Source organism: Actinomadura latina NBRC 106108 (assembly GCF_001552195.1).
Classification (GTDB): Bacteria; Actinomycetota; Actinomycetes; order Streptosporangiales; family Streptosporangiaceae; genus Spirillospora; species Spirillospora latina.
The window spans coordinates 167,440-182,231 of sequence record NZ_BCQS01000011.1; the positions used below are offsets into that span (position 1 = coordinate 167,440).

Genomic DNA, 14,792 nt, shown 5'->3' on the forward strand with positions numbered 1-14,792 from the left:
GTGCGGGCGGCCCGCGCTGTGCGGGCGGCGTGAGGGGAGCGCGCGTGAACGCCTTCGAGGGGACCGTGCGCCTGGTGGGCGAACGGCTCGTCCTGCGCCCGTTCGGACTGGACGACGCCGGCACGCTGATCGAGGTGATACGCGCCGGCGAGGGCTTCCTGCCGCCCAACTTCCCCACGGTCCTGGAGGCCGAGCCCATCGCCTGGTTCCTGCAGGAGGGCGTCCACAAGGTTCAGCATTTCGGCCTGGGCATCCATCTCGCGGTGACAGAGCGCTACACCGGTGACCTTATCGGCACCATCGGGCTGTTCAAGGTGGACTGGTCGCATCTGACGTCCGAGGTCGGGTATGGAATGCGGTCTGGCGCGCGCGGGCGCGGCTACGCCACCGAGGCGCTCCGCCTGGTCTCCGACTGGGCGCTGCACGATTGCGGGCTGTTCCGGGTGGAACTGCGTGCGATGGTCACCAACCACGCCTCGGTCCGCGTCGCCGAGAAGGCCGGCTACCTGCGCGAGGGCGTCGCGCGCGGCGCCGAGCGCGACGCGGACGGCGCCAGCCGCGACATGATCGTCTTCAGCCGGATCGCGACGGATCCGCCGCTTTCCGGCGCGCCGCTTCCGCATCCGGGCGGCGCCTCCGCGAGGCTCGTCGCCGACGACGAGGAGGGACGGAACCAGTGACCGCCATGGATCGGACGCTCGTGCTGTACGGGGAGGGCGCGCGTGAGGCCGCCCGCCGGATGCTGCCGAAGGTGCCGGACGCGAGCTTCGTCCCGGCGGGGACGGTCCGCGAGGCGGTCGTGAAGGCGGTCAAGGACGGGCTCGCGCAGATCGTTCTGGTGGCGGGCATGGAGGAGCAGACGGTCGTGCTGGGCGGTGCGGCGGGCCTGCTGGAGTCGATCACGCTCGACATGGACTGCGGGGTCGGGCTGGCCGGGGAGGTGTCGCGGGCGGCGACCGTCCAGGACGCCCGCGCGCTGTGGGAGGCGGCGGGCAAGCTCGGGCCGTGCGGCCGGGAGCTGTGCCGCCGGACGGCCGGTGAACTGGAACGCCTCGCCGCCGAGACCGCCGGCGCCCCCCAGAGCCCCATCGCCGCCCAGGTCGTCCTGCTGGACACACCCGGCGACCGCATGATCGGCATGTACGGCCGGATGTCCCGGTGACCGCACGGTAGGCAAAGGGTGGGGCAGGGCGATGCTGACGGTCGTCGGCTGCGACGGTTCGCCGCTTTCCGAGGCGGCCAGGGCGGCTCTGGAGGGCGCTGCGCTGGTGATGGTCGAGCCTCGGCTCCTGGAGGCCCTTTCCCTGCCGGCGGACGTGCGGCAGGCGGACGTGCGACAGGTCGCCGCCACGGAGCTGGTCGAGGCGCTGCAAGGCGTCGATGTCGCCGAGCAGGACGTCGTGGTCGTCGTGGACGGCGACCCCGGTTACTTCGGGATCGTCCGGGAGCTGCTCGAGCAGGGGCACGCGCCGGAGACCGTTCCTGCGGCGCCGCTGGTGGCGCGGGCTTTCGCCCAGGCGGGGCTGCCCTGGGAGGACGCTCTCGTCGTCTCCGCAAGGGACGGGCATCTGCGGCGGGCCGTGAACGCGTGTCGCGCCCATCCGAAGGTGGCGGTCCTGACCGGGCCTGGGGCGGGGCCTGCTGAACTGGCGCGCGCGCTGTTCCCCGTCACTCCGCGCTCGTTCGTGGTCTGCGAGGACTTGGGCGGGCCGAGGGAGCGGGTCGTGTATGTCCGTCCGGCGGAGGCCACCACCCGTCCTTGGAACGAGCCTGATGTGGTGCTCGTCCTGGACAACCGTCACGCGCTGGGTGAAGCGGGCTGGGCCGCCGGGCCTCCGCGCGCTCCCGCCGGATGGGCGCTGCCCGCGGACGCGTTCGGCGACGGCCCCGGCCTGCGTCCGGACGTCCGGGCGTTCGTGCTGGCCAAGCTCGGTCCCGGGATCGGCGACATGGTGTGGGACGTGGAGTCCGGCGACGGCTCGGTGGGCATCGAGTGCGCGCGCTTCGGCGCGGCCGTGGTCAGCATCGACCGCGACTACACGCACGCTGAGCGAGTCCGGCAGAACGTGCGCCTGCACGGGGTCAAGGTCGCGATGGCGTCCGGGGACGTCCGGTCGACCGCGGAGCATCTGCCCAGGCCCGATGCGGTGTTCCTGGGGCAGGGCGGGCCGGAGGCCGTCCGGGTCTGCGCCGCGCTCAAGCCGGCCCGCATCGTCGCCGTCGTGACGCCCGCCGACACTCAGGTCATACTGGGCATCCTGGATGAGCAGGGCTTCACCCCCGACGCCGTCCAGCTCCAGGCGACCCGGTTGACCCCACCCGAGCAGCCCGGGGAACCGGTGATCGTCGTCTGGGGCGAACGGGACGCTCGAACCCCCGCACAGCGGGCGTCTCGGACAAGTCGTCCAATCGAGACGATCCCCGCGCCGCCCGGCGAGCCGGATGTACTTCCTGGCCCGGACGTATCCCCTCGCAAGGCGTGAAACCCTGGTAACCCGTCCGGAGGCAAGGATCCGGAGCACTGGAGGAGCGCAGTTGACCGTCCGTCAACCCCACCCGATCGAGGTCCGGTCGTATGAGATCCTGCGGTCCCGCGTCGACCTGTCGCCGATGCCGCCGCTGTGGCGCGCCGTCGCCGAGCGGGTGATCCACGCCACCGCCGACCTGGAGTACGCGGTGGACCTGCTGACCAGGGAGGAGCACCTCACCCGGGGCTGGGCCGCGCTGCGCGGCGGGGCGCCCATCGTCACCGACGAGGGCATGGTCGCCGCCGGCATCAGCGCCCGCGAGACGGTCTGCCACGCCGCCGACCCGGCCGCCGCCCGGATGGCGCGCGCCGCCGGCATCACCCGGTCCGCCGCGGCCGTCCGGCTGTCGTACTCCGAGGTCGGGCCGGGCGCGGTCTGGGTGGTCGGCTCCGCGCCCGAGGCGATCTTCGAGATCATCGAGCGCCGGGTGAGCCCCGCCCTCGTCGTCGGCATGCCGGTCGGCTTCGTCGGCGCCCGCGAGGCCAAGGAGGCCCTGCGCGCCAGCGGGCTGCCGCAGCTCAGCAACGTCTCGGAGAAGGGCGGCTCCGCGGTCGCGGCGGCGGCCGTCAACGCGCTCCTCTACTACGAGGCGGGCCGCCCATGAACGTCGACCTGCGCCATCACGGGGACGCGGAGGTCGGCGGCGGGCTCGCCGACTTCGCCGTCAACGTCCGGACCGGCATGCCGCCGGAGTGGCTGGCCGAGCGGATCCGGGCGTCCGTCGCCGACCTCGCCGCCTACCCCGACCCGCGCCCGGCCCGCCGGGCGGTCGCGCGCCGGCACGGCAGGTCCGTCGAGGAGGTGCTGCTGACCGCCGGCGCCGCGGAGGCGTTCGTGCTGGTCGCGCGGGTCCTCGCGCCGCGCCGGGCGGTGGTGGTGCACCCGCAGTTCACCGAGCCGGAGGCCGCGCTGCGGGCCGCCGGGCACGAGGTGGAGCGGGTGATCCTCAGCAAGGACTTCACGCTCGACCCGGGGCTCGTCCCGGAGGACGCCGACCTCGTCGTGGTCGGCAACCCGACCAATCCCACCTCGGTGCTGCACCCGTCCGAGGCCGTCGCGGCCCTCGCCAGGCCCGGCCGGACGGTCGTCGTGGACGAGGCGTTCATGGACGTCGTCCCCGGCGAACCCGAGTCCCTCGCCAGCAGGCTGCCCACCGGGATCGCGGTCATCAGGTCCCTCACCAAGACCTGGGGCCTCGCCGGGCTCCGCGCGGGCTACATCCTGGCCGATCCCCATCTGGTGGGACGGCTCGCAGAAGCGCAGCCGCTCTGGGCGGTGTCCACGCCCGCGCTCGTCGCCGTCGAAGCATGCTCCTCGCCGGAGGCCGTCGCCGAGGCCGAGGCATGGGCCGTGGAAATCGGCATAGAACGGGACCGGCTGGCCGCAGAGTTGACTGGACGTGGCCTCTACGTCGTGCCCGAAGCGCGGGCATCGTTCCTGTGCCTGTGTGTACCCGACGCCCTCGGCATCAGAGCCTTGCTGAGGCAGCGTGGTTACGCCGTAAGGCGCGGCGACACCTTCCCAGGGCTCGGCTCCGACTGGCTGCGGATCGCCGTGCGCGACCGTCCGTCCAACGACCGGCTGCTGGAAGTGCTCGGCGAGCTCGGAATCTGATCCCGGAAAGGACGCTGTGAACCTGATCGACGAGACCATCGCCGCCATCGGCCCGCTGGACGAGGCGGCCATGCGGGACGCCCGCGACCACCAGGCGCGGCTCACCAAGCCGCCCGGGTCCCTCGGCGTCCTGGAGGAGGTGTCGGTCCGGCTCGCCGGGCTGGCCGGGCAGTGCCCGCCGCCGCTGCCCGAGCCCGCCGCCGTGGCCGTGTTCGCCGCCGACCACGGCGTCCACGCCCAGGGCGTCACCCCGTGGCCGCAGGAGGTCACCGCGCAGATGGTGGCCAACTTCCTGGCCGGCGGCGCCGTGGTCAACGCGTTCGCCGCCCAGGTCGGCGCCGGCGTCAGCGTGGTCGACGTCGGCGTCGCCGCCGAGCTGGACGCCGCGCCCGGCCTGCTCCGGCGCAAGATCGCGCCCGGCACCGCGGACATGACGGCCGGCCCCGCGATGACCGCAGGCCAGGTCCGCCGCGCCGTCGAGACCGGCATCGAGGTGGCCCGCGAGCTGGTGGACCACGGCGCCCGGTGCCTGATCACCGGGGACATGGGGATCGCCAACACCACCGCGTCCGCCGCGCTGATCGCCGCGTTCACCGGCCTGCCGCCGGAGGCCGTCACCGGGCGGGGCACCGGCATCGACGACGCCACGCACGCGCACAAGGTCGAGGTCGTCCGCACGGCCCTCGCCCGGCACGGGCTCACGCCGGGCCTCACGCAGGGCCCCATGGCGGATAGGGCGCCGCTGGAGGTCCTCGCGGCGGTCGGCGGGCTGGAGCACGCCGCGATCGCCGGATTCGTCCTCGGCGGGGCCGCGCTGCGCGTCCCGGTCGTCCTGGACGGGGTGATCGCCGGCGCCGCCGCCCTCGCCGCGGCCGCGCTGTGCCCGGACGCGCTCGGCGGGTGCGTGGCCGGGCACCGCTCCGCCGAGCCCGGCCACGCCGCCGCCGTCGAGGCGCTCGGCCTGCGGCCGCTCGTCGACCTGGAGCTCCGGCTCGGCGAGGGAACCGGCGCGCTGCTGGCGTTGCCGCTGGTCCAGGGCGCGGTGCGGGTGCTGCACGAGGTCGCCACGTTCGACTCGGCCGGTGTCAGCGAGAAGGACGCCGGGCACCCGTAACAACGTGATCACGGGTTGAGTCACGCTCGGCTATCGAACGGGCGGAGCCCCTCTCCATGGACTCCATATCCCGAGTACCTTTATTCCACAAAGAGACCTGCCGGTCACCGTCGTCGAGAGAACCACCACGTGCCCCCGTACCTGCTAGGCCTGCGACTCGCCGGGCGACGCGTCCTCGTCGTCGGCGGAGGCCGGGTCGCCCAGCGCCGCGTCCCGGCGCTGCTGGACGCGGGCGCCGACGTCGTCCTCGTCTCGCCCGACGTCACCGCCACCCTGGAGGGCCTCGCCGACCACGGCCGGATCACCTGGCATCGGCGGCCCTACAAGCGCGGCGACTGCGCGGGCGCCTGGCTGGTGCAGGCCGTCACCGACGACGCCAAGGTCAACGGGGACGTGGTCGCGGAGGCCGACGCCGCGCGCATCTGGGCGGTCCGCGCCGACGACGCCGAGTCGTCCCCGGCCTGGACGCCCGCGAGCGGGCACGCGGGTGACGCGACCGTCGGCGTCCTGCTCGGCGGCGACCCGCGCCGCGCCGCCGGCATCCGGGACGCCGTGGTGGAGGGCCTCCGCGACGGCGGCCTGGAATCCCGGCACTCCCGCCGCAAGCCCGTCGGCGTCGCGCTCGTCGGCGGCGGCCCCGGCGACCCCGGCCTGATCACCGTGCGCGGGCGGCAGCTGCTCGCCATGGCCGACGTCGTCGTCACCGACCGGCTCGCCCCCGGCGGCCTGCTGGACGAGCTGGCCGCCGACGTCGAGGTGATCGACGCCGCCAAGATCCCCTACGGGCGCACGGTCACCCAGGACCGCATCAACGAGTACCTGGTCGAGCACGCCAAGGCGGGCCGGTTCGTCGTCCGGCTCAAGGGCGGCGACCCGTTCGTGTTCGGTCGCGGCGGCGAAGAGGCCCTGTACTGCGCCCGCCACGGCGTCCCGGTCACGGTCGTCCCCGGCATCACCAGCGCTGTCGCCGTGCCATCGGCCGCGGGCATCCCGGTCACCCACCGGGGCGTGTCGCAGGAGTTCCACGTGGTCTCCGCGCACGTCCCCCCGGGCCATCCAGGCTCGACCGTCGACTGGGCGGCGCTGGGCCGCGTGAACGGCACGATCGTCCTGCTCATGGCGGTGGAGCGGATGGCGCTCATCGCATCGGCCCTCATGCGCTATGGTCGGTCGTCCGGCACGCCGGTGGCCGTGGTACAGGACGGCACGCTCCCCGGCCAGCGCGCGCTGACGGCGACGCTTGGCACGGTGGCCGAGGAGATGTCCGCCGCCGGAATCCGGCCCCCGGCGATCGTGGTCGTCGGCGACGTGGTCGACGTGGCACGAGAGATCGACATGATTCGAGCGGACATGGGACGGGATCCGTGACACCCCCGGCAGAGCGAAGCGCGGTCCATGACGAGGAGGCCGCCGGCCAGGGACGCGGGATCGAGGACTCCGCGGCGCCCGGCCGCGGCGCCGTGCCCGAGAAGGACGCCGTGCCTGACAAGGACGCCCCCGAGACCTCTGAAGCCCCCGACACCCCCGAAGTCTCCGAGACCCCCGAAGTTCCCGAGACCCCTGAACTTCCCGAGACCCCTGACGCCGCCGAGAAGCCCGCCCCGTCCGCCAAGGCCAGGGGCGGCCGGCGGCGCGCCCCCCGGGCCGGCGCCCCGTCCGGCGGCGGGACCGTCCGCCAGGGCGAGCTGATCCGGGCGCTGACGGCGCTGCGCGAGCAGCTCGGCGCGTTCGACCTGCTGCTGGACGTCCCCGGCGTCCAGGAGGCCCGCGAAGCCCGCGCCGAGCTGCGCGGCCAGCTGGAGGACTACGTCCTCCCGCGCATCCAGGCCGCCGGCGCCCCCATGCTCGTGGTCCTCGGCGGGTCGACCGGCGCCGGCAAGTCCACGCTGGTCAACACGCTCGTCGGCGCGCGGGTGAGCGCCACCGGCGTGCTGCGCCCCACCACCAGCAGCCCCATCCTGGTCTGCCACCCCGACCACACCGAGTGGTTCATGGACGGGCCCATGCTGCCCGGCATGGGACGCGTCCGCGGCCCCGCGCCCGACGCCATCGCCGGCGACCAGCTCGTCATCATCGGCAGCGACGTCCTGCCGCCCGGCCTCGCGCTGCTCGACAGCCCCGACTTCGACTCCGTCTTCGAAGACCACTACGAGTTCGCGACCAAGCTGATGGCCGCCGCCGACCTGTGGCTGTGCGTCACCACCGCCGCCCGGTACGCCGACGCGCAGGTGTGGCAGATGCTGCAGCGCGCCAAGGAGAACGGCGCCACGATCGGCGTCATCCTCTCCCGCGTCCCGGACGGCGCCGGCGAGGAGGTCGTCGAGCACTTCGGCGAGATGCTGGACGAGCACGAGGTCGGCGACGCGCAGCGCTTCACCATCCCCGAGACCCGCGTCGAGAACAGCCGGCTCCCCGAGGAGACCATCGAGGACATCCGCGACTGGCTGATCGGCGTCGCCGAGGACGCCGAGGACCGCGAGATCGTCATCAGCGACACCCTCGCCGCCGTCCTGGACAGCCTCCGCACCCGCGTGCCCGAGCTGGCCCGCCAGGTCGAGGCGCAGGTCGAGCAGCGCGGCGAGCTGGCCCGCGAGGTCGAGGCCGGGTACGGCACCGCGCTCGCCGAACTGGACGAGGCCACCCGCAACGGCTCCCTGCTGCGCGGCGAGGTGCTCGCCCGCTGGCAGGACTTCGCCGGCACCGGCGACCTGCTGAAGTCCCTGCACGTCCAGCGGCCCCGGCGCGGCCGGGCCGCCGGCCGGCGCGCGGGCCGGCGCAGCCCCGCCCGGGTGCGCGCGCTCAAGGCGGCGCTGCGCAGCGGGCTCGAATCACTGATCATGTCGTCCGCCGAGCACGGGGCGGAGCAGGTCATCGCGCGCTGGCGCGACCACCCGGCCGGACGGCAGGTCCTCGCCGGGACCGACGCCGACCTCGCGCACGTCTCCCCGGAGCTGTCGCGCCGGGTCACCCGGGCCGTCAGCTCCTGGCAGGACCACGTGCAGGAGCTGATCCGCACCGAGGGCGTCACCAAGCGCTCGGTCGCAAAGCTGGTGTCGTTCGACACCGAGGCGGTCTCGCTCGTCCTGATGATCGGCCTGCTCGGCTACGGCACGTCCGACGTGGCCGTCGAGGGCGGCAACAGCGCCGTCCCGCAGCGGCTGCTGAAGGCGCTGTTCGGCGCCGAGTCGCTGCGCGGCATGGGCGCCAAGGCCCGCGCCGACCTGCGCAGCCGCATCGGGATGCTGTTCGACGAGGAGGCCATCCGGTTCGGGCAGGTGCTCGACTCGGCGGGCATCCCGGACGAGACCGTCCCCGTCCAGCTCTACCAGGCCACCTACAACCTCGAGGTTGCCCGATGACCACCTCGGCCATCCCCGCGAACTCGCCGGCGGGAACCGGCGGGTTCCCGACCCTCGGCGAGCCCGCGCCCGCCGCCGTGCCCACCGGCCCGCCCGTGCTGGTCGACCGGCTCAACGCCCTCGACCGGCTCGTCCAGACCGGCTTCGGGCGGCTCGAGCAGCCCGTCCTGGACGACGCCGGCGCGCTGCTCGACCGGGCCGGCCAGCGGCTGCGGCTGTCCGGCGACCACACCGTCGTGACCCTCGCCGGCGGCACCGGCAGCGGCAAGTCGTCCCTGTTCAACGCCATCTGCGGGCTCGAACTGTCGCCGACCGGGATGCGCCGCCCGATGACGTCCCAGGCCCACTCCTGCGTCTGGGGGCTGGACGGCGCCGGGCCGCTGCTCGACTGGCTCGACGTCGACAAGCGGCACCGCTACGCCCGCGCCAGCGCCCTCGACATGCAGCGCGCCGACGCCGGACTGCAGGGCCTCGTCCTCATCGACCTGCCCGACCACGACTCCATCCAGGCCGTGCACCGCGCCGAGGTCGACCGGTTCGTCACCATCGCCGACCTCCTCGTGTGGGTCGTCGACCCGCAGAAGTACGCCGACGCCGCCCTGCACCGCAACTACATCGTCCCGTTCGCCCGGCACACCGGCGTCACCCTGATCGTCTTGAACCAGGTCGACCGGCTCGCCCCGCACGAGATCGACGACTGCGTCGCCGACCTGCGCCGCCTGCTGGAGGCCGAGGGCCTCGCCGACCCGCGGATCGTGACCACCTCCGCCGTCGCCGAGGACGGCGTGCACGGCTTCCGCGACATCCTCGTCGACACCGTCGCCGCCCGCCGCGCCCGCACCGAGCGGCTGTCCGCCGACGTCGACCGGGTCGCCGAGCGGTTCACCGCCTACCGCTTCGACGCCGAGCCGCCCACCACCGTCGACGACGGCCACCGCGCCGAGCTGATCCAGACCCTGACCGACGCCGCCGGCGCGCCGGCCGTCGCCGAGGCCATGGAGAGCGCCTACGAGCTGCGCGCCGCCGACTTCGTCGGCTGGCCGGTCACCGCCATGATCGCCCGGCTCCGCTCGGATCCGCTCCGCCGCATGCGCCTCACCGAGCTGCGCGAAGAGCTCCGCAACGCCTTCACCGGCCCGATCGGCGCCCAGCAGGGCGACGTCGACAACGCGCTCCAGGGCGTCACCGAGGGCCTGACCCCCGAGCTCCCGACCCACTGGGGACGTTCCGTCCGCGCCGCGGCCCGCTCTCACGCCACGGAGATCCCCGAGGCGCTCGGCGAGTCGCTCAAGGAGGCCCTGCCCACCTTCAACGCGGTGCCGCGCTGGTGGTGGCTGGTCAAGACCTGGCAGTACTTCCTCGTCCTGGTCGCCGCCCTCAGCATCGTGTGGATCGGCTTCCTCGTCGCCTTCGGCCTCCTCGGCGCCGGCGGCGACGACCCGGACGGCCTCATCGGCCAGGCGGGCCTGATCCCGTACGTGGCCGTCCTGGTCGTCTGCACACTCGGGATGGGGTGGCTGACCGCCTCGGCCTGCCGCAACCTGGTAGCGCTGTCGTCCGCCAAACACGGCGAGAAGATGGAGCACCACATGCGCCTGGGCATCGAGCGCGTCGCCTTCCAGAAGGTCATCGAGCCCATCGAGGACGACCTGGACATCTACGCCCGCTTCCGCCAGGACGTCGACGTAGCCCTGGGCTGAGTTATCCACAATTCCACGACCTCCTGCCGGGCCGGCCGCCGCTGAGCCACCGTTGACTCGAACGCGAGACAAACGGAGGCCGCAGTGAACGAGGCACACGTCACCATCACCGGCTGGGTAGCCGCGGAGCCCCGCTACGCCGTCACGTCCAACGGAACCCCTTTCCTCTCCCTGAGAGTGGGCTGCACGCCCCGCCGCTTCGACCGCCAGACCAACCAGTGGCAGGACGACGACCCCCTCTACGTGACGGTCAACTGCTGGCGCAACCTCGCCGAGAACGTCAACGCGTCCGAACTCCAGCGAGGCACCCCAGTCCTTCTCACGGGCCGCCTGCGCATCCGCCAGTACGAACGCGACGACCAGTGGCGCTTCTCCGCCGAGGTCGAGGCCATCACCGTGGGCCCCGACCTGAACCGAGGCACCGTCGACTTCCGCCCGGCCCAGCGCAGCGGCCCCCTGACCGACGAAGACCGCCAAGTGGCCCGCGAAGCCGCCGACCAATGGGCCCTCACACCCACCACAGAAGAAGAACCCAAAGCCGCCTAACCCGACCCCCACGGGTCCTGACGTCCCGGCGGGGGGACGGGCGCTGGGCGGCGAGGTCTTGAGGCGGTGGGGGAGCGGGGGCGTGGCCGGCGTGGTCGCCGGTCGGCGCCCCCGAACCGTCGGGGTTCTGCGGCCTGGTCAGATCCAGGAGATGCCGCGCATGGTGATATCCCCCTCAGGATGTGCTGAGCACCGCGATCCCGCGGGCCCTGATGCGGGTGGCCGGAGCGGTCACCCGCATGTGCCTTCCCGAACGTACCTGTTTCACGCCCCTTCCGCACACGTTGCAACTATCGTGTTACTCAACGTGATTCGCGTAAGGGGGAAGGATGACGGCAGTGCAGTCGTCCGCCGAGGACCGTGATGGGGAGCTGGCCCGCGGGCCTGAGCGCCGGGCGCGACTGGGGCGTCCGTCCCTGCTCATGGTCTATGTGCCGGTGGTCGTCGCCGTCCATCTCGGGCTGACCGTCGCAGGGCTGGTGGACACCGCCTTCCGGGGCGACGACCTGATGACGTTCGCGGCTCTGCTGGCGTCCGGGGCGGTATGCATCGAGGCGACCCGGCGGCTCGGCATGCCGGCCGGTGTCGCCCGTGACCTGCTGTCGGCGTGGTGGCTGCCGGTCGCGCTGCTGCTGCCACCGGTGTACGCGCTGCTGATCCCGGTGCCGGTGCAGGCGCTGCTCCAGTTCCGGGTGCGCCGGACGCTGATCTACCGGCGGGCGGTGGTCGCCGCGGCCCTCGGCATCGCGGGGGCGTGCGCGTCGGCGGTGTTCCATCTGGTGGTGCCCGAGCCGCTGGAGGGGGCGCCGCAGTGGGTCGTCGACGCCTATCCCGGCATCCCGGCCGCCGTCGGGTGCGCGGCGCTGTTCACCGTGGTGAACGCGGCGATCGTCGCGGTCGCGGCGCACGCGGCGAACCCCGAGAGCCGCTGGAGGGACGTCCTGTGGACCCGCGAGAGCCTGCTGCTGGACGTGGTGGAACTCTGCGTCGGCATTATCGTGGCGATCACCAGCGCCCTGTCGCTGGGCCTGCTGCTCCTGGCGCTGCCCCCCGTGATGCTGCTGCAGCGCAGCCTGATGCACCAGCAGTTGCAGGCCGCGGCCCGGACCGACGCCAAGACCGGCCTGCTGAACGCGGCGGCGTGGCAGCGCGAGGCCGACACGGAGCTGTCCAGAGCGCAGCGCACCCACGACGCCGTCGCGCTGCTGCTGATCGACATCGACCACTTCAAGCGGGTCAACGACACCCACGGCCACTTGATAGGCGACCAGGTCCTCGTGGGAGTGGCCAGCACGCTCTGCCACCAGTTGCGCGACTACGACGTGGTGGGCCGGTTCGGCGGGGAGGAGTTCGTGGTCCTGCTGCCGGGCGCCGACACCGTCGAGGCGTGCCGCGTCGCGGAACGCCTCCGCGGCCGCGTCCGCAGGCTCGCGGTACCGGCGGAGGAGGGCACGGTGACGGTCACGGTGTCCGTTGGCGTCGCCCTTTTCCGCACCCACGGCCAGGACCTGCTGGAGCTGCTGGCCGCAGCCGACCTGGCCCTCTACCGCGCCAAGTCGTCCGGCCGGGACCGAGTCTGCCTCCCCGCCCTTGAAGGCCCCCGAACGTCCGGCGGCACCTGACACCCACCCCCGACCGCCCCGCTGGGCGCCCGAAGTGATCCGAGGGTGGTGTAGATGGTGGCCGGGCGGGGTGCTCGGGGCGGGCGGAGGCGACGAAGCGGTGCCCGGGACCCCCTAGTCTTGACGATATGGCCGAGTACATCTACACGATGCAGCGTGTGCGCAAGGCACATGGCGACAAGGTCGTCCTTGACGACGTTACCCTGCATTTCCTTCCGGGCGCGAAGATCGGCGTCCTGGGGCCGAACGGCACCGGTAAGTCGACGCTGCTGCGCATGATGGCCGGTCTGGAGCAGCCGTCCAACGGAGACGCGCGCCTCATGCCGGGGTTCACCGTCGGCATGCTGCAGCAGGAGCCCCCGCTGAACGAGGAGAAGACCGTCCTCGGGAACGTGCAGGAGGGCGTCGCCGAGACCAAGGCGATGGTCGACCGGTTCAACGAGATCGCCGAGAAGATGGCGACGGACTACTCCGACGAGCTGATGGAGGAGATGGGCAAGCTCCAGGAGCAGCTCGACCACCGCAACGCGTGGGATCTCGACAGCCAGCTCGAGCAGGCGATGGACGCGCTGCGCTGCCCGCCGCCGGACGCCGACGTGACGAAGCTGTCGGGTGGCGAGCGCCGGCGCGTCGCGCTGTGCAAGCTCCTGCTCGAAGCGCCCGACCTGCTGCTGCTGGACGAGCCGACCAACCACTTGGACGCCGAGAGCGTGCAGTGGCTGGAGCAGTTCCTCGCCAAGTACGAGGGCACCGTCCTGGCCGTCACCCACGACCGGTACTTCCTCGACAATGTCGCCACCTGGATCCTTGAGCTCGACCGGGGCCGCTGCTACCCCTACGAAGGCAACTACTCTGTCTACCTGGAGAAGAAGGCCGACCGGCTGAAGGTCGAGGGCAACAAGGACGCCAAGCGCAAGAAGCGCCTCGAGGACGAGTTGGAGTGGGTCCGGTCCAACCCGAAGGCGCGGCAGACGAAGAGCAAGGCCCGTCTGGAGCGGTACGAGGAGATGGCGGCCGAGGCCGCCAAGACCCGCAAACTGGACTTCGAGGAGATCCAGATCCCGCCGGGTCCGCGCCTGGGCAACACGGTGATCGTCGCGGACAAGCTCACGAAGGGCTTCGACGAACGCGTCCTGATGGACGACCTGTCGTTCAACCTCCCCCCGAACGGCATCGTCGGCGTCATCGGCCCGAACGGCGTCGGTAAGACCACGCTCTTCCGCATGATCGTCGGTGAGGAGCAGCCGGACGCGGGCGACCTGCGGGTCGGCGAGACCGTCAAGGTCTCCTACGTCGACCAGGGCCGCGGCGGCATCGACCCCAAGAAGACGGTGTGGGAGGTCGTCTCGGACGGTCTCGACCACATCAACGTCGGCCTGGTCGAGATGCCTTCCCGCGCCTACGTCGCGGCGTTCGGGTTCAAGGGCCCCGACCAGCAGAAGCCCGCGGGCGTCCTGTCGGGTGGCGAGCGCAACCGCCTCAACCTGGCGCTGACCCTCAAGCTGGGCGGGAACGTCCTGCTGCTGGACGAGCCGACGAACGACCTGGACACCGAGACCCTGTCCAGCCTGGAGAACGCGCTCCTCGAATTCCCCGGCTGCGCCGTGATCACCTCGCACGACCGGTGGTTCCTGGACCGCATCGCCACCCACATCCTGGCGTGGGAAGAGGGCTCGAACTGGTTCTGGTTCGAGGGCAACTTCGCCGACTACGAGAAGAACAAGATCGAGCGCCTGGGCGCCGACGCGGCCCGCCCCCACCGCGTGACGCACCGCAAGCTCACCCGCGACTGACGCGCACCGGCGGCCGCGTGATCCCCAGGACCACGCGGCCGCCGCGCTTCGCCACGCCCGCAGCAGCGGCCTTCCAGCGGGCGATCCAGCGTTTGCGGCCGGTGCCGGTCGGGTTCAGGCTCATCACGGCCAGGTAGACGCACATCAGTGCGGCCTGTTCGTTGGGAAGTGCCCGCAGGCTTTGACCGCGCGGCGGACGCGGGCGTTGACGCTCTCGATGGCGTTGGTGGAGCACACGACCTGCGGATCTCGCGGTCGTACTGAAGGAACGGGACGAACCCAGCCCAGGCGTTCTCCCACAACCGCACAACGGCACGATCGCCGGTTACCTGCCGCCCCAGGTCGGCGAACACCAGCCACCGCTCCATCGCCGCCGGCGGTTGGCGCCGCCGGTCGGTGTCGGGTTGCTTGGCTTGTGTCCTTCGTTGTGCGGCTTGTGGGGCGGCTGCGTCGAGGGCGTCGTTCAGGCTGGTGGGTCGTTCGCGGTCGCTCGCACCTTTGCCCGAGGGCGTGTAG

General features: G+C 72.7%; 12 protein-coding genes and 1 pseudogene. 12 read left to right on the plus strand and 1 reads right to left on the minus strand.

The genetic code is table 11. The annotated features are described in order from the left end of the window. The first annotated feature begins 44 nt into the window (after positions 1 to 44). The 12 genes from AL2_RS16780 to ettA all read left to right on the plus strand — a co-directional run bounded on the left by AL2_RS16780 (position 45) and on the right by ettA (position 14,276). Positions 45 to 680 (plus strand): GNAT family N-acetyltransferase, encoded by a 636-nt coding sequence (locus tag AL2_RS16780; RefSeq protein WP_067634785.1) that lies wholly within the window; start codon positions 45 to 47, stop codon positions 678 to 680. Next, positions 677 to 1,162, plus strand: a complete 486-nt coding sequence (locus AL2_RS16785; RefSeq protein ID WP_067634786.1) for a hypothetical protein — start codon at positions 677 to 679, stop codon at positions 1,160 to 1,162. Before AL2_RS16780 ends, AL2_RS16785 begins: the two co-directional genes overlap by 4 nt. Positions 1,163 to 1,193: 31 nt before the next feature. Next, the gene (locus AL2_RS16790) at positions 1,194 to 2,483 is read left to right on the plus strand and encodes a bifunctional cobalt-precorrin-7 (C(5))-methyltransferase/cobalt-precorrin-6B (C(15))-methyltransferase (protein WP_067634787.1); all 1,290 of its coding nucleotides are present in this window, start codon (positions 1,194 to 1,196) and stop codon (positions 2,481 to 2,483) included. A 52-nt stretch (positions 2,484 to 2,535) separates the two neighbouring features. After that, a complete protein-coding gene (locus tag AL2_RS16795) occupies positions 2,536 to 3,132 on the plus strand; it encodes a precorrin-8X methylmutase (RefSeq protein ID WP_067634788.1) in 597 nt (198 codons plus the stop codon). Next, positions 3,129 to 4,142 carry an Rv2231c family histidinol phosphate aminotransferase CobC gene (gene cobC / locus AL2_RS16800; RefSeq protein WP_067634789.1) on the plus strand — a complete coding sequence of 338 codons (1,014 nt, stop codon included), beginning with the start codon at positions 3,129 to 3,131 and terminating at the stop codon, positions 4,140 to 4,142. The genes AL2_RS16795 and cobC overlap by 4 nt, the downstream gene beginning before the upstream one ends. 16 nt (positions 4,143 to 4,158) lie before the next feature. Beyond that, entirely contained in the window at positions 4,159 to 5,256 is a 1,098-nt protein-coding gene (gene cobT, locus AL2_RS16805; protein ID WP_067634790.1) for a nicotinate-nucleotide--dimethylbenzimidazole phosphoribosyltransferase, read from the plus strand. Positions 5,257 to 5,385: 129 nt separating this feature from the next. Beyond that, complete coding sequence (gene cobA, locus AL2_RS16810; protein WP_067634791.1) at positions 5,386 to 6,624, plus strand: uroporphyrinogen-III C-methyltransferase; 1,239 nt, start codon at positions 5,386 to 5,388, stop codon at positions 6,622 to 6,624. After that, on the plus strand, positions 6,621 to 8,615 hold the full coding sequence (locus AL2_RS16815; protein ID WP_245666690.1) for a GTPase family protein: 1,995 nt from the start codon (positions 6,621 to 6,623) through the stop codon (positions 8,613 to 8,615). The genes cobA and AL2_RS16815 overlap by 4 nt, the downstream gene beginning before the upstream one ends. Beyond that, positions 8,612 to 10,315: a GTPase family protein gene (locus AL2_RS16820; protein WP_083946592.1), complete on the plus strand. Its 1,704-nt coding sequence runs from the start codon at positions 8,612 to 8,614 to the stop codon at positions 10,313 to 10,315. Before AL2_RS16815 ends, AL2_RS16820 begins: the two co-directional genes overlap by 4 nt. A gap of 84 nt (positions 10,316 to 10,399) precedes the next feature. Continuing rightward, positions 10,400 to 10,861: a single-stranded DNA-binding protein gene (locus tag AL2_RS16825; RefSeq protein ID WP_067634792.1), complete on the plus strand. Its 462-nt coding sequence runs from the start codon at positions 10,400 to 10,402 to the stop codon at positions 10,859 to 10,861. Between the two features lie 329 nt (positions 10,862 to 11,190). Beyond that, on the plus strand, positions 11,191 to 12,483 hold the full coding sequence (locus tag AL2_RS16830; protein WP_067634793.1) for a sensor domain-containing diguanylate cyclase: 1,293 nt from the start codon (positions 11,191 to 11,193) through the stop codon (positions 12,481 to 12,483). Between the two features lie 128 nt (positions 12,484 to 12,611). Further along, positions 12,612 to 14,276, plus strand: a complete 1,665-nt coding sequence (gene ettA, locus AL2_RS16835) for an energy-dependent translational throttle protein EttA (RefSeq protein WP_067634794.1) — start codon at positions 12,612 to 12,614, stop codon at positions 14,274 to 14,276. On the opposite strand, the pseudogene AL2_RS39195 reads toward ettA, so the two are convergent. Further along, a pseudogene (locus AL2_RS39195) lies at positions 14,263 to 14,590 on the minus strand (transposase); the annotation flags it as partial. The gene ettA and the pseudogene AL2_RS39195 overlap by 14 nt on opposite strands. Positions 14,591 to 14,792: the final 202 nt, after the last annotated feature.

Excerpts from the sequence above, each read along its gene's own strand:
- AL2_RS16790 (WP_067634787.1), top strand. The coding sequence starts at position 1,194 with ATGCTGACGGTCGTCGGCTGCGACGGTTCGCCGCTTTCCGAGGCGGCC.
- cobC (WP_067634789.1), top strand. The coding sequence starts at position 3,129 with ATGAACGTCGACCTGCGCCATCACGGGGACGCGGAGGTCGGCGGCGGG.
- AL2_RS16820 (WP_083946592.1), top strand. The coding sequence starts at position 8,612 with ATGACCACCTCGGCCATCCCCGCGAACTCGCCGGCGGGAACCGGCGGG.
- AL2_RS16830 (WP_067634793.1), top strand. The coding sequence starts at position 11,191 with ATGACGGCAGTGCAGTCGTCCGCCGAGGACCGTGATGGGGAGCTGGCC.
- ettA (WP_067634794.1), top strand. The coding sequence starts at position 12,612 with ATGGCCGAGTACATCTACACGATGCAGCGTGTGCGCAAGGCACATGGC.